The following is a 26850-nucleotide window of genomic DNA, read 5'->3' on the forward strand; positions in this document are numbered from 1 at the left end:
GTGTTTTAGAAATATTTTCTAAAATTTTTAAAACTAGCTCTGATTCTTATCTTATTTATAAAAGTTAATGTTAAAATAGTTGTATATTTAATCAATTAAATTTTCATCAAAAACTAATTCTATATAAACTATTTTTTTATTTTCAATTTTGATTGCGAGGGGAAAAAGGATGCGTAAACTATTTAATGAAAAAAGGATATTAGAAAAAGAAACCGAGGAAGGTTCGCTATATTTCATATTGCCTGCAGATGCATTTCAGAAATACGTAGGACTTTGGGGGTATCTAATACGCCCTGGAGAATTTCATAAACCTGTGAAGTGGGTAAATACTTATAAGATGCATTCTTTGGATTCCTACGTATTACTAAATGAATTTAACCCTAACGAATACGAATACATGATTTTTGAAGAGTTTGGTTTAGCCAAACAACTAAATCAAATATTGTCTTCTCATGGAATTAATATAAACAATAGCTTTGAAGAATTTTTGAATATAGCAGAAATACCAGCAGCAGCTGTAGAAGAAGTAAGAGATTGTTTAATTAAAAATGAGTGTATGAACGTTTATCCAGAAGATTTCCCTATTGTTGATGGGTATGAATATGCATATGCAGGAGAAAAGAAAAAATTCATTGTTGAAACTGAAGATCATTATGATGATGTTACTTTGTATGATCAAACCCATTACTTTTCCGATCATTACATTGTGGAATCGTACAAAAAAACAATTAACGGGCAACATACATACTTATACAAAACACATTACGATGAGTGGTATCAACTTTATTCTTTAGATACAAGTGATAAGTGCTGGGTTTTTAAAGAAGTCTTTGAAGAAGAATTTGATAACCTACCACTCTCCTCATATGAAAAAATGATAACTGAAAAAAGAGAAATTCCACAAGAAGAGATAAATTATCAATTAAATTTAAAGAAATTACATGACCCTAATACTGAATGTGATTTTTATTATTCTGACAAGATGTTTGCGTTAGGCTTCTTAAATAATGGGGGAAGAATTAATGTAGTAAACATTGATGGAGAATTAAAACGGTATAGCGAGATGGTTTTTAAAGGGGAACAGCCATTCTCAAAGTGGGACGATTTAGTATATGTAGGTACAGCAGCGCAAAAGGAAATACAAGAAGATTTTCTAACAGAGCAAGAAATGATGCAATTTGCTGTTTATATGAGAAATAAAAGAGAAAAGTCATCATTACACTAAATTGTTAGTTATTAATAATAACTACTAAAAGTAAAAGAGCCCTTTCTATTCAAGAATGATAGAAGAGGCTCTTTTATTATTACACCCTTATAGTACTTATTTATTAACTTATGGCATCTGATCTCTTAAATCAGCTAATGGTATAACCTTGTCAACGAGCCATAACTTCTTATTTCCATCATAAATTAAATTGATTTGCATCAATGACATATTTTCAGATGATACACCATTTATAATCATTTTACTTTTAACCTTAGCAAGTACGTTTGCTTTTGTAGTATCTATGAAAGCATAGTACAATTCACCACCAACGTACTCTGATTTAAAAGCTACCTTTTTCTTATCTTTTTCCTCTGCAGTACTTGAAGCAGGTGGATTTGGTGCACCAGGAGGTGTCAATTCCTTCTTCGCATTTGGAGTTATATACGCTTCAACGTTTGTAATATATGATTCTCCTTTACCAGTATCATATGTTCGAAATGCTTTCAAAAATCTCTCAGCTGCTTCCTTTACCTGTTGTTGGTTATTACTCTTTAAAGCTTGCAATTCTTTCTCCGTATCTTTATATTGTGATTCTACTTTTTGTATTTTCTTAGACAGCTTTGCCTTTTCATCTTTAAGTTGGGCATTATCTGCATTTATTTTAAAATTTAATCCTATGCTACCTATAAGCAATACGATTAATAAAATTGTCGTTTTTTTCATTTCACCCCTCCTATCTTGCCACCTTTCCATAACCCGCAAAATGCTGTTGCCAATACGGTGTATTTAAATCTGCATAACCAATTGGATCTCCTGCATGGAACATACGATTGTTACCTACATAAATTCCAACGTGTGAAATACCTGGTTTATAGGTACCTTGGAAAAATATTAAATCTCCTGGTTGTGGATCATTGGTTCGCTGTGTAATTTTAAATTGTGTTTCTGCAGTACCATTTAGATTAACACCGGCCTGCCCATATACCCACTGAATGAGTCCACTACAATCAAATGATGTTTGTGGAGTTCTTCCTGCCCAAACATAGGGCCACCCCTGATATTTAATTGCTTCATCCATTACCTTTTTAAATAATTCATCTCCTCCGGCTACAGGTCCACCACCACTACCGCCTTGATAATATCTTAATACATGTGGAACATAGTCTGGATCACCATAACACCAATTATTGGCTACTGCTTCTGCACTTCGCCAAGAAGCACATTTATAACCAGTTTTCGCTGTCTGTTCTGCTGAAAATGCTCTTGCATTCGCGTGTGTATATCCACCGTTAGAAAGTGCATAGTTTGCATAACCAGTACCATAGTTATAACACTGTAGTGTAATATTTGGATCGCCGTTAGATTTTTTATGACAATCAGCAAAATGCATTAAACCATATTTAATACTTTCTTCTGGATCTGTAAAATATCCTGGACCATATCCTTGTGATTCCGAACTTTGCATTACATCCAATTGAGTCCCAGAACTTTCTTGTTGAATAAGAGCTAATATTAATGGGGTCATCGCTTCTATGCCGTGTTGTGCTGCATACTTCCTCACCAATGGCTCCCATCTCATTACTTCAGGACTAACACTTGCAGTACCTGGTGTAAAAGGACCACCAATTCCTCCAGGACTGACTTCATCCTCTCCCATTGTAGCAGTTAATAAAAATATGACTATTCCTAAACCTGCAACAACAGCCAGAATAACACCAGCTATTATTAATAATGGCTTTGCAATAGCAACTGTAGCTGCCTTTTGAGCTACCTTAACCGCTACTTTCTTACCAACTTGCGCAACTGCTTTACCCGCTATTTTGGATCCTTTTCCAGCCGCCTTTCCTAAAGAATGGCCTGCCTTTTTCAAGGCAGGCTTAGCATTCCCTAGTTCAGCTTCAGGACGATGTTCATTTTCAAAGTCGCGATTTGGTTCCGCACTCAATGTATAAACCCTCCCTCACGAGCTGAATTATTTTGGTTTTATCGTTTCTTTTGCTTTTACATTTTTTAAAGCTTCTTGTTGTGTTTGTGCTTTCGTTTCAACTTTTTTAATTGCCGCTCCATCTTTTACCTGTTGCTGATTATTCTCTTTAGGAACATTCTTAATTTGTTGTGGATTAACCGGTTTTACCTCTACTTGTTTTTGTGGAGTACTTACATGTGAAGTAGTAACTGGTTTACTTTCAATCGGATTCGCTGGCGATGGTGTTGGTCCTGACTGTGGTGCTGTAATTTGCTTGCTCTCCACTGGATTTGCTGGCGATGGTGTTGGTCCCGACTGTGGTGTTGTAATTTGCTTGCTCTCCACTGGATTTGCTGGCGACGGTGTTGGTCCCGACTGTGGTGTTGTAACTGGCTTTGTTTGACCTGTTGGTGTTTTAATTGTTGCTGCTGGTTTTGCTTCTGCTTTTACATCTTCTTTTTTATTCTCAAGTCCACCATTATTTTGACTTGCTACTGGTCTAACTTGAGCTTTTACATCTTCTTCTTTACTATTTAGTTCCTCATTTGATTGCGCTACTGGTTTAACGTCCGCTTTTACATCCTCTTCTTTACCTTTTAATTCAGCCTGTTGCATTTCAGAATCATTACCTTCATGATTCCCTCGTACTGCTAATTCTGGATTCTCTTTAGTTGCGGCTACTTCTTCCTTAACTCTTTCTTGCTCCTGATTTCCTTTTCTATCGCGAACACCTAAATTTTCTTCTTTTTTCATTTGATTAATATTTTTTTCTTTTTCTGCTTGCATTTGCTCTTTTTCCTTACGCTTTCCTTCTCCTACCTTTTCTTTTCTGTTTGCATAGTTTGCTTTCATCTGTTTAAATTTACTATAGCCTGATTTCCCCGCATTACTAGCTACTGCAGCACCAGTTGCTACACCTCTTCCAACTGTCTTAGATCCACGTTTAACATCACGATATTTCTGCCTAATATTACTCATAGCATCTGATGCGCGTGCCGCTCCTGCACTTGCCGGTACTGTAGTAATTGCGTCGAAAATTGTTTTACGGTATAACCAAACACCTAAGAATGAAAGTACTTGTAATGCGGCAACTACTAAATAACCATACTTATCTGTTGCGCTAAATAAGATTGAAGAAACCCAAAACATTAAAGTTATAAGAAAGCCAATTGCTACTTTCATTAAAAGTGTTCTAAATAATTCAGCTAAGAACCTTTTAGCTGTTCCAGTCCAGGCTGGAACTAATGCCATTAATAACATTACAGGTGACATTAAAGCTACAATAATAAACATTAATTGATAGAATAACATCGCCATACTACATAATCCAAGAACAATCCATAAAGGTAGATTAATTGCTCCAAGTAATAATACAAGCGCCCCTCTTTCAAAAGTAGCATCTAACGAGAGTGTTTGGTTTTTCTGAACCTCAACTTCATCCTTTAAAAGAGCTTTTCTTTCTTCAGGATCTGTCGTTGTTAACATTTTCTTAATTCTCTCATCACCAATTTTCTTCATATCTGTTGTACCAAACTGTAATAACGTATACGGTTGTTTGATTAATAGGGTATGTGTTAAATCAGTGATAGAATCGACACCACTTGAATATCCTTCACTTGCTCCACTAATACTTTGAGTTGAATCAAGAACTGTTTTATTTACTTGTTCGGAGAAAGTATTAAGTCCTTTGATGATATAACTTGAATTCGCAAAAAAACCTAGGGTGAAAACTAAAATACCTAATGCCTTTAATAATCCTCCTAGCATCTCTGACTGGCGTCGTTGTACAAAGCCTACCCAGATAACCCAGCAAGCTAATAAAGCTAACATGAGTCCAATTAATTCACTATATATTCCATTCCCCCAGGAACCATTGAAGCCTGCCGCTTTAGAGATTACATCACCTAACTTATCTCCAACATCATCTACTATATTTAAACTCATTGATTGGCCTACCATACTAGTCACAAAACTACTAATTGCAAGGTTTACTGACCACCCAATACTAATTAATATAAAAATAGTTGCTACAATTTGTTCTTTAATATTATCTTTCCATTTCCAAAATTTAAGAGATTCTCCAAATCCACCTTCTGGAGTATAAACATCAATCCCATAACTACTTGGTGGATATTCTTCATATTTTAATTTTTCCTTATTCTTTGGAATGATGTCGTCTATAAGAGAAGGTCTGGGTTCTTCCTCTGCATATACTGGAGCAGCTTTAAAAAGTAAATTAAATGCTAAAAGCAAAGTACAAATTAATAACAATAGGGTAATAAACTTTTTCATTACATGTTACTCCCCCTTTTATGGGAAAACCATTAATCTTTGGAACTAAACTCATTTGTCGGTTTAGTATTTGCTACTTCATCAATTTCATTTCGTTCAGGTCCGGTATAGCTTCGAACTTTGAACCCATCTTCTGTACGAACTACTCTTACCCATTTCACTGCTTTATCGATATTCTTAGGGGGCTTCTTTGAAATAAAGTTATACATAATTGTGTCCTTATCTACCACATATTCTTTTACAGTGTAATCTTTGTAAGATAAATTATTTTGAGGTCCTTTATTAGGGTCCAATATTTTATTTTTCTCCCCATCGACAACTAATTTACGTATTGTTTTATAATCATGTTGTAAGTCGGCCTTTACAAAATCAAGCATCATTTCCCTTGGAGTGTGCCCCTGTTTATCTTTTTCTTCTCCTACATTTGTTTCGCTATTTCCACATGCTGCGCTCAAAACTAGAGCGCCAGCACATAGGCTAGATAGCATTAATTTTTTTAGTTTAGTTTTTACCATATTAACTCACTCCTACATTTATTTTTTCTCCCCCTTCTTCGACAAAGGTTGCATTAACTTCCTGCTTTTCATCATCATTTGACTTTCTATAATTCTTTCTTGCATTTGGTCTTGTATCGAATGCATCGTATAAATCCTTAAACACTACATCCATTGTGACAACACCTGTTCTTCCTTGGATATCTTGGAACAAGCATTGTCCTGTTTCCAAATTAGTAACAATCGCATGATTTTCCTCATTATCAGGTAATCCAAAGAAATCTAAGATTGAAGAAATTTCTTTACTGTCTGTGTTACGGAATGAGAACTTCATACCGATATTATTCTTAAATGTCTCATCTCCAAGGTCACTTGCACTTTGAGTAGCAAAGTATACTGCTGAGTTTAAGGCACGACCCTCACGAACTAGCTTACGAGCTAACTCTCGCCCTTGAGAAGTTCCCATGATTGCCCATGCTTCATCTAATAGAACAATTTTGAATTTAGTAGGATCCTTTTGAAAGAATTTTCTTGCAAAAGAAGATAGAGACATCAGCATACTAACTGATAAATTTTCTTGTAAGGTATAATCTTTCGGATCTTTTTGAATATCTGGCATATCAAGATGCTGAATTTGTATGATATTCACTGCTGTATCAAGTTCAATATCTCTATTTGTTCCATCACCAAAGATTAAGTGTGCAAAGGATAAATTCTCAAAAGCTTGAATATGAGCAGCTAATTGTTGATCCACTTTATCCTCACTATCTTCAAGGTATTGAGATACAGCTGTTAAGCACGGTTCTTCCATCCCTGCAACAAATTCTACAGCTGAAGCCAAACGCGGGAATTTTTCCGAGTTATCAGGTTTAATACCTGTAATGAAAGTAAGAATTGTCATTGCTAACTCAATTGCATCTTTTCTGCTATGTTTATGGATGATAAATGGGTCTAGTTTCCCTTCATCTCGTCTATCAGTACCTAGTGTAATTACATTTACCTTACCTTCTAAGCCGTGTAAATCTTCTGTCCAGTTCCCCCTCTATGATGATAGGTAAGGCTTTGATGCAATCTCCACCTTTTCCCCCACCTCACACCGTACGTGCTAGTTTCCTAGCATACGGCGTTCCATCGTTTCCAACTGACTTTTAAATCAAATTATGTTACTATCGGTTCATTTCCAGCTTTAGTTCTTAGCACATTCAGTTTATCCATTTGTTTCTTATTAAGGTTAAAAGACCGAAGGTAATGTGTAATCTTATTAAGGTTAAAAGACCGAAGGTAATGTGTAATCTTATTAAGATTCGTCATGTGAATCAGTTTGTGTATAAACCAATCTACAATTACCAAGTTGTTGTACTTGTCATCCCCACCTTGTTTAACGGGAACAATGTGATGACAATGAACACGTTCAATACCAATTTCCTCACCAGTTACATAACACTTACCATATTGAGCAACGTATTTTGATATCCTATTATCGTTGTACTCAATACTTTTATTCTTCGAATAAGTCCTCATAACTTGGTTGAGAACATCCTTAGGTATTGCCTTAAGATTACTATGTACTTTATTACGCCCAGTTTCCGTATAGTTACAGATAACCTGCGAGAAATTCCACGGGTTTTTATGATGTATTCCTGTAACTGGTAAGAGTGGAGTGTTCTGTACAACGTAAATCTTAGAGTTGGGTTGTATTCCTTTGGTCTTCCTTTTAAAATTCACAGATGTTTCACAGAACTTCATGTGCTTCATATTGTTTCTAAGTCTGGTTCTCATGACTCTTCGCAAAGAGTAATTAACCTCCGTTAAATCCATGTAAATTGTAACCGCATATTTAAAGTAATTTTGTATACCAAGAAGGGTTGAATTAAATTGAGTAACTTTCTCTGAAGTGGGCTCCTTTTGAATTCCTTTGATCCGTTCTTTTAGTTGTCTTTTAGCTTTTGTAATAGCTTTGTCGGACATACTGGTTTTTGCAATATGTCCAAATTTAGCTTTACCTTGTTTAACCACTTTGATTTTGAATCCAAGGAAATCTGACGAGTTTTTCTTGAGATTAACCACTTTGGACTTTTTGGCGTTAATTTCTAATCCCAAACGGGATTTGAGAAAATCAACTGTCGCATGATAAAAGCGTTGCGCTTCATCATAAGTCCGACACATTATTTTGAAGTCATCCGCGTATCTCACTACATAACCACATTTTAGATTCGTGTACTTCCTAGCATATTGTCGAAACCCTAGATGCCGAGTAGATATTCTGTGAGGTTTGTAAGTTTCCCATTGGCTACTTATCCACCAATCAAGTTCATTTAGAACAATGTTGGAAAGTAAAGGAGAAATAATTCCTCCTTGCGGAGTACCCTTATTGGGAATACCCTCTCCTTCTATCTCTGATTTAAGGATTTTTGAAATAACACATAGAAGCGATTTGTCTCTTATTCCCAAAGTCCACATTTGCCTTAATAGCTTTTTGTGGCATACATTATCAAAGAACCCCTTAATGTCAATATCAACGCAATAGTGTTGGTGACCTATGTTAATAAGACTTACAACTCTACTGAGTGCATGGTGTGTACTTCTGTTCGGTCTAAATCCATAACTATGGTTATGAAACTTAGCTTCACAAATAGGTTCCAATACTTGGAGGATAGATTGTTGTACTAATCTGTCCCAAATTGTTGGAATCCCCAGGGGTCGCTTCTTATCACTGCCCTCTTTTGGGATAAGAACTCTTTTAACTGCTTGTGGTTGATAGTTATTTAATCGTTTTCTAACTTCATGAACAATCTTTGTATCGTTTAGGTGCCAAATATCTTTAATGGTTAAATTGTCAACTCCAGCCGTGTTACTCCCCTTATTAGTTTTGATGTTGCGGTATGCTAATCTAATATTTTCTTCCGAACCGATAATATCAATTAATTTATAGAAATTGTTACCATTAAGGCTATTTGAATATAACTCATCATACTTTGTTTGCATGTCGTAATATTCACTGTGCCTTAGTTTAGTTTTCTTTAACATGGGCTGTAACCTCCCCTTATTTACTGGAGGTTTACATCTCTTTAGTCTTACTCGAAACCATGTCAACCATAAGTAACAGTCAGTTTTCAATCGACTAGTGGCTATCCCTCCACGTTCATTACACGTTTCATAGGTACTATGCCACCACTTTCACTGTCATAAACCTAGGTTATACAATTTACAATTGTTTTCCCTAGAACCACTTCATTGGAAGCAAGCCCTCAGTGTTGACAGCTTACCACGTTCCGTCATTCCTATCTGTACATATACCGTTAGGTTTCTCCTATGAGCCTGCTACCTTGATATTGCCTGTAACAATATATGGACTTTCATAAAGGCGAGTTTTACTCATCCACAGTAGCGACACTAATTGTGCCAGTAAGCCTTTCGACTTACTTCCGATATAGACCCGTACCATCAGAGATTCGTCCGCACATCCCATACTCAATTGGTTCATAGTGCATACTAACCATAGGTAATTTATAGACTTCCGATTTATAGGTTACATCACCCACCTCTGAGTGACTTTCGCATCCTATAGGATTACGGTAACTCTCAACCGACTTCACCGAGCTTCATACAGTTCAGCTCTTGCTAACTTCACTGCATGTCGGAGTATTAAAGGAAGCCCTTCAAGGCGTTACCCTATCATTTGACTTCTTGGAATGACAGTTCACTGTTGAACTGTAAGTTCGACAATGCCTAAGCTTTTCACTTAGGAACGTGTCGCACCACCTTTTGGATCGACTATCAGAGTTTGGGCTCCTCCCAGTACCGCTAGGTAAACAATTAAGTTTGTTCCAAATGATTTACCAGAACCAGTACTTCCTGTTACTGCAACTGAAAGTGCGCTCGTTTTTTGATTTGCAACAGTATTTGTCGCTGCGAGAGAAGGTGTCATATAAACCGCTTTGTTTAAAATACCAGTTGTACCTATATAAAATCCGATATTATCACCTAAATCTTGTGTTGCACCAAACATACCGGCTGCCAGAACCCCAGGCTCCATAAAGTGTATATAATCATTTACATATCTTCTAGCACCAGGGATAAATTCATTAAACAGCAGGAACTGATCTCCATATGGTCTTACTAGTTCAATCATCATCTCTCTATAAATAGGAATAAGTGAATTGGTATTTCGACGCATTGTATCTAAATCTTCAGCACATATACAGAAGGATACCGATGTCTTAACAAGTGGCATACGTGTCTTTTGTATAAGGGCCTGTAATTCAGTAGCTTCTTGAACACCTTCATACACGTTTAATCCAACAGTTTGTGAATTTTCCCTTGCATGTGCTTCTTGATCTTCTAAATCTTTTTTCTTTTTATTTAGTTTAGATAGAGCTTTACGATGGTTAATATTTTCTGTGCGTACACTTAGTTCAATTGGGAAATCTATATTTTGGATCATATACATCCACTCTTGGTCTGGAAACTCCATTGTATATGGAATCTTGGATGCCGATAAGAAACTCATATATGCTGGATAATCTAATCCATCAGAACCAATTTGGGACATTTCTATATGTCTTCCTTTAACCTCTACTTCTGATTCTGTTAAACGTAATAAACTCTCTTGATTCGGAAAGATTGCAGAATCGTCATCAATTACTGGTGGCGTCCATCCTGCTGTAACAGGTGCTTCCAATGTACGATAGAAGTTTCGTAATACAATCCATTGTGTTTCATTTGTTTCTAAACTTCTTACTGCTAAATGTTTTCTTATTTTGTTTCTAAAGGCACTAGCTTCCCGCTTATACATCTCCAAATCAGTTTTTAATATTTTTGTATCACCAAGTAGTCCAAACTGTTCTGCAGTGTTTTTAAAGGTATGAAATGCAGTGTAAAGCATTTCCTTAAGTCCTTCTTGTATGTGTCTTACTTTTAATTTCACACCTATAAAATAGCGATATTCTACAGCGTTTTTACCAAATTTTCTTTCTAACTCATGGACAACGTCATCAGTATGATCGATTGCCAGCTCTTTTAGTTCACCGCTTACTGTTTCTTTAAACTCATCGGCTTTTTCTTTGAAATTCTGATAAACAGGTATCATTAATAGATGTTTTTCTTCTTCATAATTCCAAAATAAGCCGAGTTGTCGCATAAACAACGTATTTTTATCATCGTCTCCTTTAAATTCATAAGGAATCCCGTATGCCTCATAATACGCCCAGCAAGAACCATCTTGGTTAAAAATCAAATTATCATGAAAATATTTGACTGGAAATTCAACCTGATTCATTTGTGCCTCCTTAGAGAAGAATATGAGACTAAACTAATTCTTCCGTATAGATTAATTAATTACTTTTTCTTAATTGAATCATCCTTAAATCGAACTACTGTCTTATATTGATAGCTTCCAATATTGCCAGTTGTATCTTTATAACGACTCAACTTCTTTTTTTCAAATGTAAATACAAAGAATCGATATATAAATTTGTGTGGACTTTTTCCATCCAATTCTACATTTCCAAAGAAGTACGCTATACCACCAGGTAATATTAGATATTTGAAAAAGACGTTATTTCCTAATGGTAAAATCTGTTCTAAGAATAATATTATTAATAATGTTCCAACAAAAATCCCCAGCTGTCTGTAAGGTACAGGGAAAGGGAGTGTTATATCCCTTATCCCATATAAACTCTTAGGAATATCCCATATAGAGTTGTAAGTCCTTACTTCCTTGCGAGTCGGTTTCTGAATCACTTATACCAACTCCTTAAAATTTCTATTTTTTACAAATGATCATTTAAATAATAAATTATATAATTTTGTTCCAAGGTCTTTGAATACATCTGGAGTGAATACAAACACAGATACAATCGCACAAAGTACTAACCAACCAATTAGACCAGCCATTTGTCTTTTTACAAGTAAAACTATTACACCGATGATTGCTACAACTAAAAATATGGGACCTAACTGAGCTACTAACCAGTTTTTTGCATTTACTCCAAAATTAATGTTGCCTAAGACCGCTGCATCCGTAATAGCAGGTAATTGCTGAGCAACCATATCTAATCCCAAAAGCTCCATAATTATTTACCCTCCACTTTCTCTAATGTGTTTTCAAATTTCTTCATAGAGCTAATTGAAAACTTGTTATCTTTATTTACAAGATTTAAATCATATGTGTATGTGTACTCTAAGCTGCTATCATTATCTTTTAATTTGGCATCGACTAAGACTCTATATTCTTTATCCTTATCCTCATAAATTCGTAGGTTTTCTAATTTGCTAAATGTCATAATACCTTTTAATCCATTTGTTATATTACTTTTTTCAAAGTAGTAAGCAATTTCTTCTGGTGTTCCTTCTGTATACACTTTAAATACAGATTGTAAAAATTGTTCTACTTTTTTTATTTCTGCATCTGTATTAATTTCTCGTCCTTCTGATTTGAAAGTTGCTACTTTATAAGCCGCCTTTTCTCTCTCTCCATGAACGATTGTAGGATTGTTAGGGACTACCATTTTCCCTTTCTCCATTAAAATTGGAATTGAGAAGTACCTTGTTACTTCTTTTGGTTCTTTTGGTTCTTTTGGTGTGTCTGGAGCTTGTGTCGTTCCAGGAGCAGGATTATTTACAGGTTCTAGTTTTTGAATGATTTTTAATGTAACTTCTGCTTCATTTCCCTTTTGTCGGACCTCTACTGCTTCCGATTTAACTAAAGTACTAGAAGCGTTTTTTAAAGTGTCTCTATTTAATCCACCTTGCTCATCAGATCCTTCAACTAGAAATTTCTCTAATCGTTTTCTTCGTTCTTCAGCTACATTCATATCAACTTTCCAATTAAAATAATTAGCAGCAAAATTATTCGCATATGCAATTAATTCTGCTTCAGACATTTTAATTTTTACAGGTTCCTCTTTCTTTTCCTGAACAGCTACTGCTCTAGGAGGACCGGCAAGTTGGATAAATGAAAGGGAGCTTCCTACAACCACAAATCCCATTACAAACCAAAATGTAACCTTCCCTACTTTTCTTCCTGTTATCGCTGGAACTTTCTCCCTTGTTTTACGTTTCTTCTTTTCTTTAAGAGCTTCTGAATTCTCTTGTTGCATATCTAATATTTCTGTTGTTTTATTTTTTGCTTTTTTAAAGAATGTAAATTTCTTTTTTTCGGGGTTTTTCTGGGATTTCTTTTTTACCATGTCTTCACCTCTCTTTTTAAATGGTTAGGAGATTACAAATTTCATTGTAATTTCCACTAATCAACTATCTAATTTAAGTATGATTTACTTTTTTCGGAAATCTAAGAGAAAATGAAAAAAATTATGTTTTATATTAAATTTTTTTAGAATCAGTTATAATGTTTATTAGAATACATAAAAAACCAATTCCATTTAGAAATGAAATTGGTTATACACAGAATCGCTTCCCTATAGTAAGTATTACTGTAATATAAAACCTAATATAATATATATCTTTAATATATTTAAAGAATAAAGATAAAACTTTTATACAAAGAAAAAGTAGTGTTGGACTCTTGCTGTAGCAAGGGTCCATTATTATTTTAGTCATAAAAAATCATAAACAACAAATACTGGAAACGTAATTATTACTTATGGTTACGGTTTTAAACTACATAAAATCAAAAAGTGGAAATATAAAACCTACATATAATCATCATTATATTAATGCGGAAAACTGAATAAATAATAAAACTAAATCTTAAGGACTTACAAACAAATTTTCCACATTTAGATGAAAACTATACACAAACTACTAACAAAGTGATCAAAGTTAGAAACAGTATTCACTTTTTAAACATAACTAACATAGATTTTTCTGATTTTAAGTAGATTTAAAGGTAAAAGCCTATAAGAACTGTATTTCGAGCAATATATTATACACACATGGTCTAATTTATTAAGATATCAACACAATAATAAAAAAAGTTTATGTTTTTTTGTAGATAATAAACGAATTTAAAGACAGAAAATTCAGATTTATAAACTTGGAAACTTGTGAATAATAAAATTTACTCAGTCTGCAATATATGAAATTGCATAAAAATAGAGAGGAAGTTTTCAAGTTTAATGAAAACGCCTCTCTTTTTTATTTGAAGCAATCCACTTTAAATGCTATTTCCAACACGAATAGCCCTCTACTTTTGTTTTTTTCAAAAATAGAGAGCTTATCATTACATTGCTGGAAGCAGCTGATCAACAGTATGTGGTACTTCTTTTGTTGAACGGTAGTATGCTTCTAAAGAATGAAGAAACTGGATTAAATCAAAGTCTTCAGGGACCTCAATTACACGGATCTTTTCTTTCGGCAATTTATCAATTTTTTCAATGAACAGTTCACGAATATCGCTAGGGATTTGATTTCCTTTATGTCCACTGGACTTTAAGAGTTCGCGAATTTCAATTTCTAATGCTGTATATGCGTTAATATTTACTCCTTGTTCATAAGCATATTTTCTAAATAGTGATTCCTCTTGATACTGCATGTAATTACGATGGTAAGCATCTATAGTTACAGGTACAGCATATTTTGCATGAAGCAGGTCATGCGCTTTTCGGAATAGCTTTTGAACATTGCGTAAAGAGTATATAGCAAAATGAGTACCGAATTTAAAAATGGCCTCTTCTTGATCATGTTTAGGTACATTGTGTGTAATTAAAGGATAAATACCAGTTTTAGCAGCTGTGTCTAATACACGATATTGAGAAGATTGCTTTAATAATTTACTTAGTGTATAAACAAGCTTTTTAGGATATCCTTCTTGTCGATCAATCATTTCTCGTAAGCCACGAACTACTTGGCGAATTTGACGGTGACAAGAGTGTTTTAAAACGTTAATGAATTGGTTCATATCCTTTGCAAATTCAGCAATGTTCATTTCAACTAACAAGTTTTCAATGAATTTAACTTTACGCTTATATGTATCTCGTGGTGTAAAAGGATCACGGTATTCTGCTCCTTCTTCTTTCGCGCATAAGAAATCAGGATGTACAGATAAATGCAATGTTGTGTATTGCTTTTTATTCCTCTTCCCTTTTTCTAACTTACAAATTTTAAATAAAGGAGATCCAGTTGCAGAAAGTTTTGTTTCTAATTCATCTAGTACAGCACGAATCTGATGTGGGTATTTCTTATGTAAGTAACGATACATACCACCAAAATGAGTTGAGTTTCCTTGCTCATCCACTTTGAATAAAGAACGTTTCAGGGTAGTTTCGCGTTTCTGCTGCATTGCTACATCCATGAATAGTTTCTTAGCTGCAATTGATAACTCAAAGAATTCTTTGGTAAATACTATCGGGCTAATAAATGTATAGGCATTTGCTTTATTCGTTTCTTTATTCATGAAATCAGTTAAGGTAATTTTATATTTACCACTGTATTCATTTTCGATTGTAATGATGTTATGGAAACTTAACTTCTTCAAAGCTACATAAAATTGTGAGTGGTGAATATGTGCAAATGCTTCTTTATAATTTTTATAATCTTCCCAAAGCATGTGGATCGATACATGTGAAAGCTCACCATATGTATTACATTTTTTATGAAGAAATAGAAATACTTCTAGATCAGCATTTGTAATACCATATAGTTTATGTTTTCTGCCTTCGTTTTTATCAAATTCACTTACTTTATCTACAATCTTTTTCATTTTCAGTGAAAAAGATGGCTTTGCTTTAGCAACAAATCCTTCTTCATCTGCAATTCGTTCTTCATAGGACATTGACTTCACAATGTCTTCTAGATAAGTATCTTTAAAACTGTAATACTTACCTTCTAAAGCTTCTACTAACCTTTGCCATGATTTAATTGTTACAATTACTGGTGTTGTTGTTTCACCATTCAAACTACGTTTGTTCTTTATAACGAAAGGTTTTGCCATCTTTTTCACCTCCTTTTATTTTAAGTTGCAGTTTTCCCCACAATTAGATATAGATTTTCATTTTTGATTATATCAAATCGAATACTGGCGAAATCTGTCCCTTTAAGAGGAAAAATAAAAAAATGAAACGTGCCTCAATCCCTTGTGCGACAAGGGATTTGACGTTTCATTTAAAAAAGTTTGTTGCCACCATAGGGCTATAAAGTTTTTTGAATATGAAACGTATTATGTAGTGGGATAAATCCCTCGAAACCATTGATTTTATAGGGTTTTCATCTAATCTCGTTTGAAAGTTGTAGCCATCATATAGCTATAACGTTTCATGTTTTTACAACGAGTTGTATTTTATTGAAAACTGCTGTAACCCTTGGTACATATAGGTTGTTGGGATTTTCACAGTGAAAGTTGTAACCATCATATAGCTATAAACGTTTCAGTTCGTTTCATGTTTACTGCCATCATATAGCTATAACGTTTCATGTTTTTACAACAAGTTATATTTTATTGAAAACTGCTGTAACCCTTGGTGTGTGTAGCTTTGTTGTGATTTTCACAGTGAAAGTTGTAGCCATCATATAGCTATAATGATTTTAGCTTGTTTTTTTTCGTTTTTTATGAAATGGCTTTATATCAACGTTTATTACTAATTTTAATAGAATAAAAAAATTTTTTAATCAAATGATTTTCAAGATATTCTCGTTTCATTTTTTCAAAGTTGTAGCCATCATATAGCTATAACGTTTCATAAATTACGAAATTGTAGCCATTATATAGCTATTCATTATTAAAAGTAAGAAGTAATTGCCGCGATATGGCTATAAAATTTGAAATAAGAGCTTATAGCCATGATAAAACTATACAGTTTCAAGTAAGAAGTAGTAGCCGCGATATAGCTATGCATTTCAAGTAAGAAGTAATTGCCGTGATAAAGCTATAAAATTTGAAATAAAAGCTTATAGCCATAATAAGGCTACATAGTTTCAAATAAAAAGTAGTAGCCATGATAAAGCTATTCAGTTTCAATTAAGAAGCAGCTGGTGTATTTTAGTTGTGACCTAAAGTAACAAGTTACTAGTCGTTAAGCAAAAATCAGTGTATTTAACTAATTTACTTTTAAAAATTGAAATTGTATTGTAAAGTAGTGATTTTACAAATAGAAGCAGTTTTATATAATTAAAGACAAGTAAATAGAATTAAAATGACCCACAATAAAACGAGTAAAAACCAATAATTGTGTGAATTATTCAGATAACATTTCAACTTAAAGGTTATGTAGCCATCATATAGCTATGACGTTTCATATTGTTAGGATTTAATTATATTGGTTAATAACATTATTAGGAGGTACTTAAATATGGAGAGAGTAATAGCATTGTTCAGTGACGCCCTCCTACTTGCTGCTCCAATCTATGAAGATAATAAGCAGTTATGGGCCAAATGGCAAAAATATTATAACGAAGTCCAAGAGAATCACGATAAATTAGTAACTTCAGCTAATATATCCCCTTCTTTCTCAACACTTGTTTCTTGGCTGGGGCAGAAACAAGAACAAGGAATATCGTTATTGCACATTTACGCGAATCTAGATAAATATAAAATTGAGATTCAAAATGTATTAGATAAAATCATTGAACAAGAGTTTGGAGAAAAGTTTGAAGCAGCTGAACCAACTCAAATTTCAAATCCTGAACATGGTCAGATAGAAGAGCGTATAGCAGATATGCCTGACGAATATTATCCTGTATCAAATGACGCAATGTACTATCAATTACGTGATGGAATAGCAAAAAATCAGTTTGAAGAAGATGAAGCAGCGGCAAAACCGGTACTGCCATTAGAAACAAAAAATTCAAGCGGAGTAGCACAACTATCTTCACATAAGGATGAGGATTTGAGATTAGTGAATACAAATGAAGCGGAAAGATGGTCTATATTGGTTGATGGAGTAATTAGTAATATGGATGATCTTACAGCAGACTGTTTAGATACCATTACAATACAATGGTTAAATCAAGCTAAATCACCAGATGAATTCATAGATTTTAGTTATGAGAATGTATTGGAATTATGTAATATGCCAAAAGCATCAGCAAATGGTGTAGAGTATTATCGTGCAGAAGATAAGATAAAGGTAGCACAACGTATTGCAGCGTTAGCAAGCATCTTTATTTATTTGAATGATGATAATGAAGTTGTAGTACTGAACGATCAAGCTGAAACTGGGGAAAAATTTGAAGTAAAACGTGAAGTAATCAAAAGGCTATTCGTACTGGACTCTGTAGTGTTATGGAGAGATAAGAATACAAATGAATATATGGGGATAGAATCCTGTAAGATTAAACCGGGTAGTTTCTTATCGGGCTATTTGTATGGATCTAATAGCACAACGGCTTTATTATCGAAAAAAGCATTAGAGTATAATAGCTATAGACACAAGTTTCATAAACGTTTAATACGTTATTTATCCTGGCAGTGGAGAATCCGTCAACAATACAGTACTTTAAAAAGACCATACTCCATTGGTGGAGAAAAAGGTCTACTATCTGTAATGGGTATTACACCCACAAAGGGTCGCCCAACTCGAACTCGTGAACAATTAGAGAATATTTTAAATGATTTAGAAAAAGAAAATGTAATTTCACATTGGGCGTATGCAGAGGAATTGGATGAAACAAAGATAGGCGAACGTAATTGGTTTAAGAATTACTATTCCAAATTAGGAATCATTATCTTACCACCAAAAGAATTAATGAATAATATATATAGTATGGTAAAGAAAAAAGCAATAGATATGCAAGAGAAGCAGGAGGACCATTATATTGCAGAGACAGTAAAACAAACTCCTGAAGGATCAGAAGATGTGATACGAGAAAAAATTATGTATCAGCATATGCATCAAAATAAAACAATGCGTGAGATAGCAGATGAAATAGGTTTATCCCCTGCTACACTATCAAGATTCTGTAATAACAAAATGAAGCGTATTTCAAAAAGTGTTAATGAAAAACTAAAAAAGTGGTATGAAAGACAAATGATTATAGAGTCAATGTAAAGAGAAGCAGATCCTTTAAAGGGAGAGGTACCTGCTTCTTTTTAATTTCTTCACAAACTCATTTGAATTTTTAGCATAAAGAACTAATTTTCTTTAATGAAATTGCTTCGGAGTTTACATAAATTATCCCTATCTATTATTTGTAACATGCTGATGTTTTCGGCCATATTTATTCCCTTCCCCTCTTATCATTTTTATAGGCTTTCTATAATAAGTTCATTACTTCTTGTCTCTCTATCCACTTATCCAGTTTATTTTTTGTATCATCATTTAATCGTTTTCTTTGACCGGATAACATCCTTGAAAGCGTTGAATACGAAATATCAATTTCTTTCGCTAACCCACGAATACTTTTATTATTCTTCTCTTTATACGTGTTCATTTTTTCGATATAGAACTCAATACTATTAGGAATTTCTTGGTTTAGTATACTTACAGGCTTCTCTTCAATTACTGATGGCTTTTCTTCCATCTCGATAACTAATGGTACCTGTTGTTTATTTTTCTTAGTTATTAACTCTTGTTGTAATTTAACAAGTTCATTTGTAGGAGAAATAATGACTTTCAATTTTAACCAATAGTTTTCAAACCAGTTTTTTCCCTTACATTTTTCTTCATCGATTTCAGGAGAGTATTTCCACTCTTGAATTACTTGGTCTCTCATAAGATCATCTAACGTCTTTTCGAAAACTTGTCTTATTAGGCTTGGTTTTCTATTCATACTTATCTCCATTACTTGTAATAGCCCTTTAGGACCACCAATACTATATGAATGAGTTAGATGTTGATATGATTGTTGAATACGCCAACGCCAACTTAGATATCTAGTTAACCTTTTGTGATATCTCTGCTGCTTGCTGTTATACTCCAATGCTTTCTTAGATAATAAACCTGTTAACTTTTCAGAACCATATAGATATTTCGATAAAAAACTACCTGGAGTAACGTTCATACTCTCTATTCCTAATGTTTTATCCGTATCAATATCTTTTGCAATGATAATTTCATCCATTACAAACAATCTTCTAATTCTTTGTTTTTTATATGCTAGTGTTTCATTCGGATCCTCTTCATTCAATATCACGATCTCATTATCTTCATTAACATAAATAAAAATACTAGCAAGAGCAGCTAAACGCTCCATAATCTTTAATCTGTCCTCTTTTCGATAATAAGCCTTACCATTTTTGATTTGCTTCATATTACACATATCTAATATTTGTTCATAATGTACAGGCACAATAGTCTTATCATTTTCTGCACTCTTTACCCATAGTTCTGTAACAATATCGAGGCAGTCCGCCGTTAAATCATCCATTACTCGTGTTAAAAAAGTAGAGTCAATCAAAGTATTCCATCTTTTTAACTCTTCCCTTTGTAACTTCATATCACCATCGTCGTGTGACGATACTACGACTAGACTATTTTGTTTATCCTGCAATTGCGCAATACGAACATTTTTATCTTGATCATCTGTAAACTTATTCTTAGCAATGGTGTCCGATAAATGATACATAAATCCTGCATTACTTCGTTCTATATACTCGCTCTTAGCCTCTGAATCTAAAGGCAATTCTTTTTTGATAACAGGTAGTTTAATTCCAAATTCCATATATAAGTCGTCTTTTAAGCATTCGAAAATTTCTTCCTTATGATTATCTAATTTTGGAAGAATGTCTATCGCAGATAAACCTAAGGCTTCCTTTTTAGAAACCCATTTCACTAACCTTTCAAAAGTCTGTGATGAATAAGTTGAGTTGAAAATTGCCTGTAAGTCTTTTTCTACATCTTGATAGAACTGTTGCCATTTATTTAAAACTCTTTCACTACCCTCAACTCCAGTTAGTAGAGGGTATGCTATATATAAGGTGTTTTGAAATAGTACTTTTAACTTTTCCACTAATAATCCTCCTAAATGCTCCTAATACAATTATATCAATTGCTACTTATCATTCATACCATTCTAATTAGAGTTTCGATAGGATATATTATTATTAAGCATTCCTATTGTTTAGCTCACGTAAAAATAATGAACAATTAATATCTTTTTGTAAACTGAAGTGCCCATGAGAAAGGTATCTATCCAGAAGCAGGCAACTTTTATGAACACTTATTAAAGAAAATTAAAATGCAATTGATTATGAGTAGTGGGAATAATATTTAACAAACCTTTTTATAAAGGTTTGCTTTGAGGGTTCAGTAGATTTGACATAAATCCATTATTTAAGGTGGAATGAAAGTAAACAAATAAATATAAGTTCACATAAAAAAGAGGCATAGAAAAACACTCTATGCCTTTTTTTATATACAACTCAATTCCCTTTAATTATTAACTTAAAATCCACTACTAATAGTATAAAGTATTCTTTAAAACATTTATAACTGTGATGCTATAACAGCAATAGAGTTATGTAGTGAGTGAATCAAAACAACAATCCAAAAAGCAGATATTGTAACTTCTACTTTTTCATTCTTTTTTTGATATACCCAATAAGCATAGTTATATAATACTCCAATTATTGCTGTAGCGACTATATAAGTGATACCATCTGAATGAATTAATCCGAATATAATCGATGCTATTAAAATGATAAGATAATCACGATCTTTAATAAGAGGAATACAACTTAATACCCAAAATAAAAATACCTGGAAAATTACTGTTTCATATACAGGTGCCGCAAATACTCCTACTAAAATCTGTATAATAGCGGGTTCTTCCTTTATTGGATGTTGTTTTATTGCGGGTAAAAATAAATCTAATGGCATCACAAGTAAAAATGATCCAAATACTATAAGTAATACAAACCAAATTATAGGTAAATCAAACATAAATCTATTCAATTTTTCCAGCATATATCTTTCTCCTATCACCTTATTATATTCATAAAATTATATATTATATTTTATTTAATACAATAAGATAATAGAATTAAATTAGTATAAATAGTAAAAAATAATAAATTCTCTATCTTCTTCCCTATCCCACGAATATAAATTTTTATTCAAGAATTACCTTTCGTATTTGTAATAGCAACAATACATTTAATTATATTAAGTTTACAAAATTCGTTTTACACTAATTATAAGTTAAACATGCAACATCTTTCCCACCCTGTGTACCTTTCCTATAAAACATGCAACGCTTTTCCCATCTTGCGTACCTTTCCTGCAAAACATGCAACACCTTTCCCATCTTGCATAACCTTTCTACAAAACGTGCAACATCTTTCCCACCTTGTGTACCTTTCCTATAAAACATGCAACATCTTTCCCATCTTGCGTACTTTTAATATAAAATGAGCAACGCTTTTCCCATGTTACGTACTCTTTTACTAAAACAAGCAACATCTTTCCCATGTTGCGTACTTATTTTTCGCAACAAGCAACACCTAATATTTAAATTATTTAATTTTCCATTGAAAATAAGCAACATCTTTCCCAAGTCGCGTACCTATCCTGCTATCAAAATTTACTACAAACGCTGTTATATCAGACGATTAAAGATATTCAATCAAAAATAATCTATATATTTCACAAAAATCCTTTCCCAAGTCGCGTACCTATTTTCCTAAAAAATAAGCAACATCTTTCCCAAGTTGCGTACCGAAAATTAATTAAAGTATCTATGAAGTATTGATATTAAAGGATTTTTCCTATTCTTAATAAATAGCATCATACAAGAAAAGAGCAACACCGCTTCCCAAGTCGCGTACCAAAAAAAATCTCAAACTTTTTTTAAATCCCTTGTGGCTCTAAGACTCATAAGGTGTTGCTTTTTTTAAAATTCTCTCTTAAAGGGCACATTTTTACAAAATTCATTTTGCTATAATCAAAATTGGTATATTTTATAGTCTTTTGGCATATATTTCTGAATTTGTAGAATGGAGGTGAAAAAGATGGGGAAATCATTTGTAATAAGAAATCAACGTAGTTTAAATGGGGAAACAACCAATGCTGTGCTAGTAACATTAAAATCATGGCAAAAATTTGTGGAAACATTTGAAGAGAAATACTACAGCTATAAAGATACATATTTAGAAGATATTCTACAGCACATGACATATGAAGACCGTATTGCTGATGTTGACGGTTTTGTCGAAAAAGCCAAACCATCTTTTTCACGTCGCGCAATATCTGCACTTGCAGAGAAAACAGGAAGAAAACATAAATTATATGGTATTACAAATGCAGATCTTGAAGTATTCTTATACCTTCATAAAAAATGTTTTACTAATGGTATTATTCCAAATGTAACAGTACATATGATGTGGGAAGATTACAAGCAATATAAAGAAGAATTAGCATACATTCAGCATTCTCAATTCTATATCGCTTTGAAAAAGTTAAGCTTACATAATATTATCTCTATTAAAAATGGGGTAGATGGCCGATATACAATTAAATTGACTCATTTTACGAATGAGGAAACAAAAAAGGCAAATCCATATGTATATATTAGTCCTGTTGTATTTACAAAGGCTTTCTTTAAACTATCTGTAGCAGCTAAGAAGCTATTCTTAGACATTGCTATGCAACAACATAGGGAAACAACATTAAAACGCTCTTTAGACAAGCTGGACGAAAGAGGAAACAAAACTCATTTTGGTGGGATGTATCGTTACTTACATAAAAAATATCCACATCAAATCCATGCAGTTATAGATGAATTAACTACAGTAGTCCCAAGTACGGGTACTCCCCTATTCAAAATTTGCAAAATGCAAAAGGGGGTAAAAAATACAAAACGATATACAACATTATATCTATCTATCCATCCGGACTTCTTATGTACAAAAGAATCTGGGAATGTTCATCATAGGGATCCGTTTACACCAAAAGCTACATATGCTCGTAAAGCAAGATTCATTGAAGACCTCCTACAAGAAATGAATATCGGTGAACTGTCTGCAGACATGGATAAATTTATTCATGTATTAAAGCATACTTCACATCGCCAAATTCGGAGTGTAATTCGTGGACTTCGCGACATGATTGACAGTAAAGAAGGATTTCCAAAGAAAATTGTATATACATTAAAAAAACTATTATATCAAACATCTCAATATAAAATTCTTGATACTGCAGCGAAAGAAGGTATCTATCCTCTTATCGCTCAGCATATACCAAAAGAGAGAAATAGTGACCGTGAACAAGCTGTCTTTAATTTCGGTCTACATTATGCCATGTACTCTCTTCGTAACATTAAGAAAATATTTAAAAGTGTATATGCACTACTGAAACAGAAATTTGCAGTACCCGCGAATGAAGAATCTTATAACCGTAATTACCTAAAATACCAGGAAGAAACATTATTTAGAAAATATGCATATGACCAGGGCGTTAATGTCCATGCATATGTCGCATTGGAAATTAAAATGCGTGAGAAATTAAAAAATCGTGGTCATAAAGATCGTACTATTCCAAGCGATATACGTGAATGGTTTATTGAAGAGATTGATAGATTACCGCAAGAACAGCTGCGCGTAATTGAACTATCAGAATCGTTTAATTTACTAGAATTTATGCGTACTTTTGAACGTTTAGTACGAGCTGGTGTAACAATAAAATCTGCAGATCAGGTACTAAACGCAATAGCAATAAAATAAGTGTAACGAGCCCCCTATTTTCAAAAATTTCGAAAGTAGAGGGCTATTAGTGTTTGTTTCATTAGTATTCCTTTTTAACTACTCCATTAATAAAGACCAAATTAGAAGGACTTCATTTAAAATGAAGTCTATTTTTATACATATCTATTCAAATTCTCGTTCTTCTACATCGAACTCTCCACATCAATATAGAAAGTAATTCTATTATCGATAAAATATCATCTTGCTATACCTACATAAAATCACAAGAAAATATTAAAAAACTGTTGATATGAGGACAAAAATCATTAAATGTGAATAAAAATTACCTATAATCCTTATAATTACTGAGGTAAATGTATTTACCTAATAAAAATCATCAAAAATAATGTGTATTATGTGGAAACACTTAATTATGTTTATATATCTTAAGCAGATTGTGAACAATTTGTTTATAAGCTGAGGTTGAACAACCTGATTTTCAAAAAAAAGGAATGTTTACCTTTTTAAAAAGTAATGTATAAATATAAGATGCCTCGTATTAATTCTTTTGTGATTTCATGTATGTAAATATATTTTACTTTCTGCTTTTTTGTAGAATTGAAGCCGAATAATTAAAGGATTGATTGATTCTATTTATTACCAATTATGATTTTTTATGTTCGTATATCTAATAATCTCTTGTGAGAGTATATTTACACCTTATTTTTCATTACCTATAAAAGTTCCATCTTTTTATTTTTTTATTTTTTAAGATATATATTTATATTAGATTTTTAAAACCGGGGAGTTATCAACAATTATTAAAATTAAAACTTAAATATATTGGTAATTTGAAATATAATGAGTTAAATTAAACAGATCATTACCCTCATACAAAAGGACAAAACTACGTATCCCTACCAGGACTAAGTTTGTCCTTTTTTCATTTTAATAAACAATTTATATTGGAGGATTACACATGGCTGCACTAAAAGAAACAACTTACATAGAAACGAATACCTATAACGAGATTGGATTTTTTACAGGGATTGTTTGGGGATTAGTTTTTGTAGTGCCTTTTTGGATATGCCCGCAACCGTGCGTAGCAAAGGGCGGTAGCAGGTCTTTTACTTGTTTTCTGTTATAATATATCCAAAGAAATTAGGTGATTATATTGAACGAGACAATTAGCTTAGAGGAAAATTTAAAAGCTTTCTCTACATATTTAAGTGAAAAAGGGCGAAAACATTCTACAATCCAACGCTATGCATACGATATTAAAGATTTTTATAGATGGTTAAATGAAAATGAGTTGCTTTTACATATCAAATCATGGAATGAAATATCTGTTCATGATTATCAAGCTTATTTCTCAATGTTAGAAAACAAACGAGAATATTCTCTTAAAACAAGGCACAGGATATGGGTGGTTTTAAAAAAGTTACACACGTTTTTAGGAATAGTTAGTCCATTAGATGATATTCATCTCTCTTTAATTCCGGATCAATCATTAAATGACAATGATTTTATTACCGAATTAGAAGAGAAGCTTTTAAAACAAACTGTTCTATCAACTAAGGGGTTAACAGAGAGACAAACTAAATATCGGCCTCTAATCATGGATAGAAACGCTTGTATAATTAATTTAATAGTAAACTACGGTTTGTCATTGCAAGAGCTTGTATCGCTTAATATGAGCCATATACAGTTTGCTAGGAACACTTTAATTGTTTCAGGAGAAAACGGAGTTACTAGATCCGTCTTCTTAACAGCCGAAGATACAAAACAGCTTTACAAATATTATTCGACTATCCCTGAATCTGTAAGACCTCGACAGCACACAGATAATCCCCTATTTGTGGCATTTGATTTTAATCGAGGTACTTATCGATGGGTTTACGAAAATGATGCACCAAAGGCTTTATCTGAGGTTGCTATACAGAAGATGATTCGACTGGAAGTAAAACGAGCAGAATTAGGTAGACGTATTTCTGCACAACAGATGAGAAATACGTTTATTTTTCGTCTTATTAAACAAGGAATAAATGAGGATGAATTAGTAAATAAAATAGGTTTTAAAACAAAAGTATCTTTAAAAAGATACTATCAATACTTGATGTTATCTAAAAAAACTCGATGAAAAATACGTAACTACTATTTCACAGAAAAAGACTTTTGAACTGTACAAAGTTCATCTTTTGTTAATTGTTTCTTATTTACATTAGATGAATAAATTTGATAATGTACGTCATTTTCATTCCAGTATACATAATGTGATTCATTTTTTTGCTGATTGAATGCTTGACGAGTTTTATCAAATGCATTGATCTTTTGTAAAGATTTTTGTGGGAAAACATCTTTTCCTCTTGTTATTTCA

At 32.9% G+C, this 26850-nt stretch carries 16 protein-coding genes and 2 pseudogenes; 5 read left to right on the top strand and 13 right to left on the bottom strand.

Features of this window, described 5'->3' with window-relative positions; all coding sequences use genetic code 11:
• Nucleotides 1–169 precede the first annotated feature (169 nt).
• Nucleotides 170–1225 (top strand): hypothetical protein, encoded by a 1056-nt coding sequence (locus BAQ46_RS24220; protein WP_001228475.1) that lies wholly within the window; start codon nucleotides 170–172, stop codon nucleotides 1223–1225.
• 108 nt (nucleotides 1226–1333) lie between these two features.
• On the opposite strand, the gene BAQ46_RS24225 is transcribed toward BAQ46_RS24220, so the two are convergent.
• The 11 genes and pseudogenes from BAQ46_RS24225 to BAQ46_RS24275 all read right to left on the bottom strand — a co-directional run bounded on the left by BAQ46_RS24225 (nucleotide 1334) and on the right by BAQ46_RS24275 (nucleotide 15851).
• Nucleotides 1334–1930, bottom strand: coding sequence for a prefoldin domain-containing protein (locus BAQ46_RS24225; RefSeq protein WP_000753851.1), 597 nt, complete (start codon nucleotides 1928–1930; stop codon nucleotides 1334–1336).
• A 10-nt stretch (nucleotides 1931–1940) separates the two neighbouring features.
• Nucleotides 1941–3152: a bifunctional lytic transglycosylase/C40 family peptidase gene (locus BAQ46_RS24230; RefSeq protein ID WP_001271984.1), complete on the bottom strand. Its 1212-nt coding sequence runs from the start codon at nucleotides 3150–3152 to the stop codon at nucleotides 1941–1943.
• A 27-nt stretch (nucleotides 3153–3179) separates the two neighbouring features.
• Nucleotides 3180–5465 carry a CD3337/EF1877 family mobilome membrane protein gene (locus BAQ46_RS24235; RefSeq protein ID WP_071742958.1) on the bottom strand — a complete coding sequence of 762 codons (2286 nt, stop codon included), beginning with the start codon at nucleotides 5463–5465 and terminating at the stop codon, nucleotides 3180–3182.
• A 32-nt stretch (nucleotides 5466–5497) separates the two neighbouring features.
• A complete protein-coding gene (locus BAQ46_RS24240; protein WP_000241157.1) occupies nucleotides 5498–5980 on the bottom strand; it encodes a hypothetical protein in 483 nt (160 codons plus the stop codon).
• Nucleotide 5981: 1 nt separating this feature from the next.
• A pseudogene (locus tag BAQ46_RS24245) lies at nucleotides 5982–7001 on the bottom strand (ATP-binding protein); the annotation flags it as partial.
• 116 nt (nucleotides 7002–7117) lie between these two features.
• Nucleotides 7118–8986, bottom strand: coding sequence for a group II intron reverse transcriptase/maturase (gene ltrA / locus BAQ46_RS24250; protein WP_000914979.1), 1869 nt, complete (start codon nucleotides 8984–8986; stop codon nucleotides 7118–7120).
• A 733-nt stretch (nucleotides 8987–9719) separates the two neighbouring features.
• Nucleotides 9720–11237: pseudogene (locus tag BAQ46_RS24255) on the bottom strand (ATP-binding protein); the annotation flags it as partial.
• Between the two features lie 59 nt (nucleotides 11238–11296).
• Nucleotides 11297–11701 carry a TcpE family conjugal transfer membrane protein gene (locus BAQ46_RS24260; RefSeq protein WP_000615187.1) on the bottom strand — a complete coding sequence of 135 codons (405 nt, stop codon included), beginning with the start codon at nucleotides 11699–11701 and terminating at the stop codon, nucleotides 11297–11299.
• Nucleotides 11702–11740: 39 nt separating this feature from the next.
• Nucleotides 11741–12031 (bottom strand): hypothetical protein, encoded by a 291-nt coding sequence (locus BAQ46_RS24265; protein ID WP_000421394.1) that lies wholly within the window; start codon nucleotides 12029–12031, stop codon nucleotides 11741–11743.
• Nucleotides 12032–12033: 2 nt separating this feature from the next.
• The gene (locus BAQ46_RS24270; RefSeq protein WP_000239388.1) at nucleotides 12034–13149 is read right to left on the bottom strand and encodes a conjugal transfer protein; all 1116 of its coding nucleotides are present in this window, start codon (nucleotides 13147–13149) and stop codon (nucleotides 12034–12036) included.
• A gap of 992 nt (nucleotides 13150–14141) precedes the next feature.
• Nucleotides 14142–15851, bottom strand: a complete 1710-nt coding sequence (locus BAQ46_RS24275; RefSeq protein WP_001118187.1) for a hypothetical protein — start codon at nucleotides 15849–15851, stop codon at nucleotides 14142–14144.
• 1354 nt (nucleotides 15852–17205) lie between these two features.
• On the opposite strand from BAQ46_RS24275, the gene BAQ46_RS24280 reads away from it, so the two are divergent.
• A complete protein-coding gene (locus BAQ46_RS24280; RefSeq protein ID WP_000442643.1) occupies nucleotides 17206–18903 on the top strand; it encodes a helix-turn-helix domain-containing protein in 1698 nt (565 codons plus the stop codon).
• Between the two features lie 205 nt (nucleotides 18904–19108).
• Here the strand turns inward: BAQ46_RS24280 and BAQ46_RS24285 are convergent, their stop codons facing one another.
• Together BAQ46_RS24285 and BAQ46_RS24290 are read right to left on the bottom strand one after the other, a co-directional pair.
• Nucleotides 19109–20803, bottom strand: a complete 1695-nt coding sequence (locus tag BAQ46_RS24285) for a hypothetical protein (RefSeq protein WP_000413212.1) — start codon at nucleotides 20801–20803, stop codon at nucleotides 19109–19111.
• A 476-nt stretch (nucleotides 20804–21279) separates the two neighbouring features.
• Nucleotides 21280–21759, bottom strand: a complete 480-nt coding sequence (locus BAQ46_RS24290) for a CPBP family intramembrane glutamic endopeptidase (RefSeq protein ID WP_000890574.1) — start codon at nucleotides 21757–21759, stop codon at nucleotides 21280–21282.
• A gap of 1043 nt (nucleotides 21760–22802) precedes the next feature.
• Here BAQ46_RS24290 and BAQ46_RS24305 point away from each other — a divergent pair.
• The 3 genes from BAQ46_RS24305 (at nucleotide 22803) to BAQ46_RS24310 (ending at nucleotide 26613) form a co-directional block, all read left to right on the top strand.
• Nucleotides 22803–24512, top strand: a complete 1710-nt coding sequence (locus BAQ46_RS24305; protein ID WP_000520257.1) for a hypothetical protein — start codon at nucleotides 22803–22805, stop codon at nucleotides 24510–24512.
• Between the two features lie 940 nt (nucleotides 24513–25452).
• Nucleotides 25453–25620, top strand: coding sequence for a hypothetical protein (locus BAQ46_RS30815; RefSeq protein WP_000729391.1), 168 nt, complete (start codon nucleotides 25453–25455; stop codon nucleotides 25618–25620).
• Nucleotides 25621–25638: 18 nt separating this feature from the next.
• The gene (locus BAQ46_RS24310; RefSeq protein ID WP_044128546.1) at nucleotides 25639–26613 is read left to right on the top strand and encodes a tyrosine-type recombinase/integrase; all 975 of its coding nucleotides are present in this window, start codon (nucleotides 25639–25641) and stop codon (nucleotides 26611–26613) included.
• Nucleotides 26614–26850: the final 237 nt, after the last annotated feature.

The organism is Bacillus paranthracis (assembly GCF_001883995.1).
Lineage (GTDB): Bacteria > Bacillota > Bacilli > Bacillales > Bacillaceae_G > Bacillus_A > Bacillus_A paranthracis.

Coding starts and splice junctions, on each gene's coding strand:
- BAQ46_RS24220 (WP_001228475.1), top strand. CDS start 170: ATGCGTAAACTATTTAATGAAAAAAGGATATTAGAAAAAGAAACCGAG.
- BAQ46_RS24225 (WP_000753851.1), bottom strand. CDS start 1,930: ATGAAAAAAACGACAATTTTATTAATCGTATTGCTTATAGGTAGCATA.
- BAQ46_RS24235 (WP_071742958.1), bottom strand. CDS start 5,465: ATGAAAAAGTTTATTACCCTATTGTTATTAATTTGTACTTTGCTTTTA.
- BAQ46_RS24240 (WP_000241157.1), bottom strand. CDS start 5,980: ATGGTAAAAACTAAACTAAAAAAATTAATGCTATCTAGCCTATGTGCT.
- ltrA (WP_000914979.1), bottom strand. CDS start 8,986: ATGTTAAAGAAAACTAAACTAAGGCACAGTGAATATTACGACATGCAA.
- BAQ46_RS24265 (WP_000421394.1), bottom strand. CDS start 12,031: ATGGAGCTTTTGGGATTAGATATGGTTGCTCAGCAATTACCTGCTATT.
- BAQ46_RS24270 (WP_000239388.1), bottom strand. CDS start 13,149: ATGGTAAAAAAGAAATCCCAGAAAAACCCCGAAAAAAAGAAATTTACA.
- BAQ46_RS24275 (WP_001118187.1), bottom strand. CDS start 15,851: ATGGCAAAACCTTTCGTTATAAAGAACAAACGTAGTTTGAATGGTGAA.
- BAQ46_RS24280 (WP_000442643.1), top strand. CDS start 17,206: ATGGAGAGAGTAATAGCATTGTTCAGTGACGCCCTCCTACTTGCTGCT.
- BAQ46_RS24290 (WP_000890574.1), bottom strand. CDS start 21,759: ATGCTGGAAAAATTGAATAGATTTATGTTTGATTTACCTATAATTTGG.
- BAQ46_RS24305 (WP_000520257.1), top strand. CDS start 22,803: ATGGGGAAATCATTTGTAATAAGAAATCAACGTAGTTTAAATGGGGAA.
- BAQ46_RS30815 (WP_000729391.1), top strand. CDS start 25,453: ATGGCTGCACTAAAAGAAACAACTTACATAGAAACGAATACCTATAAC.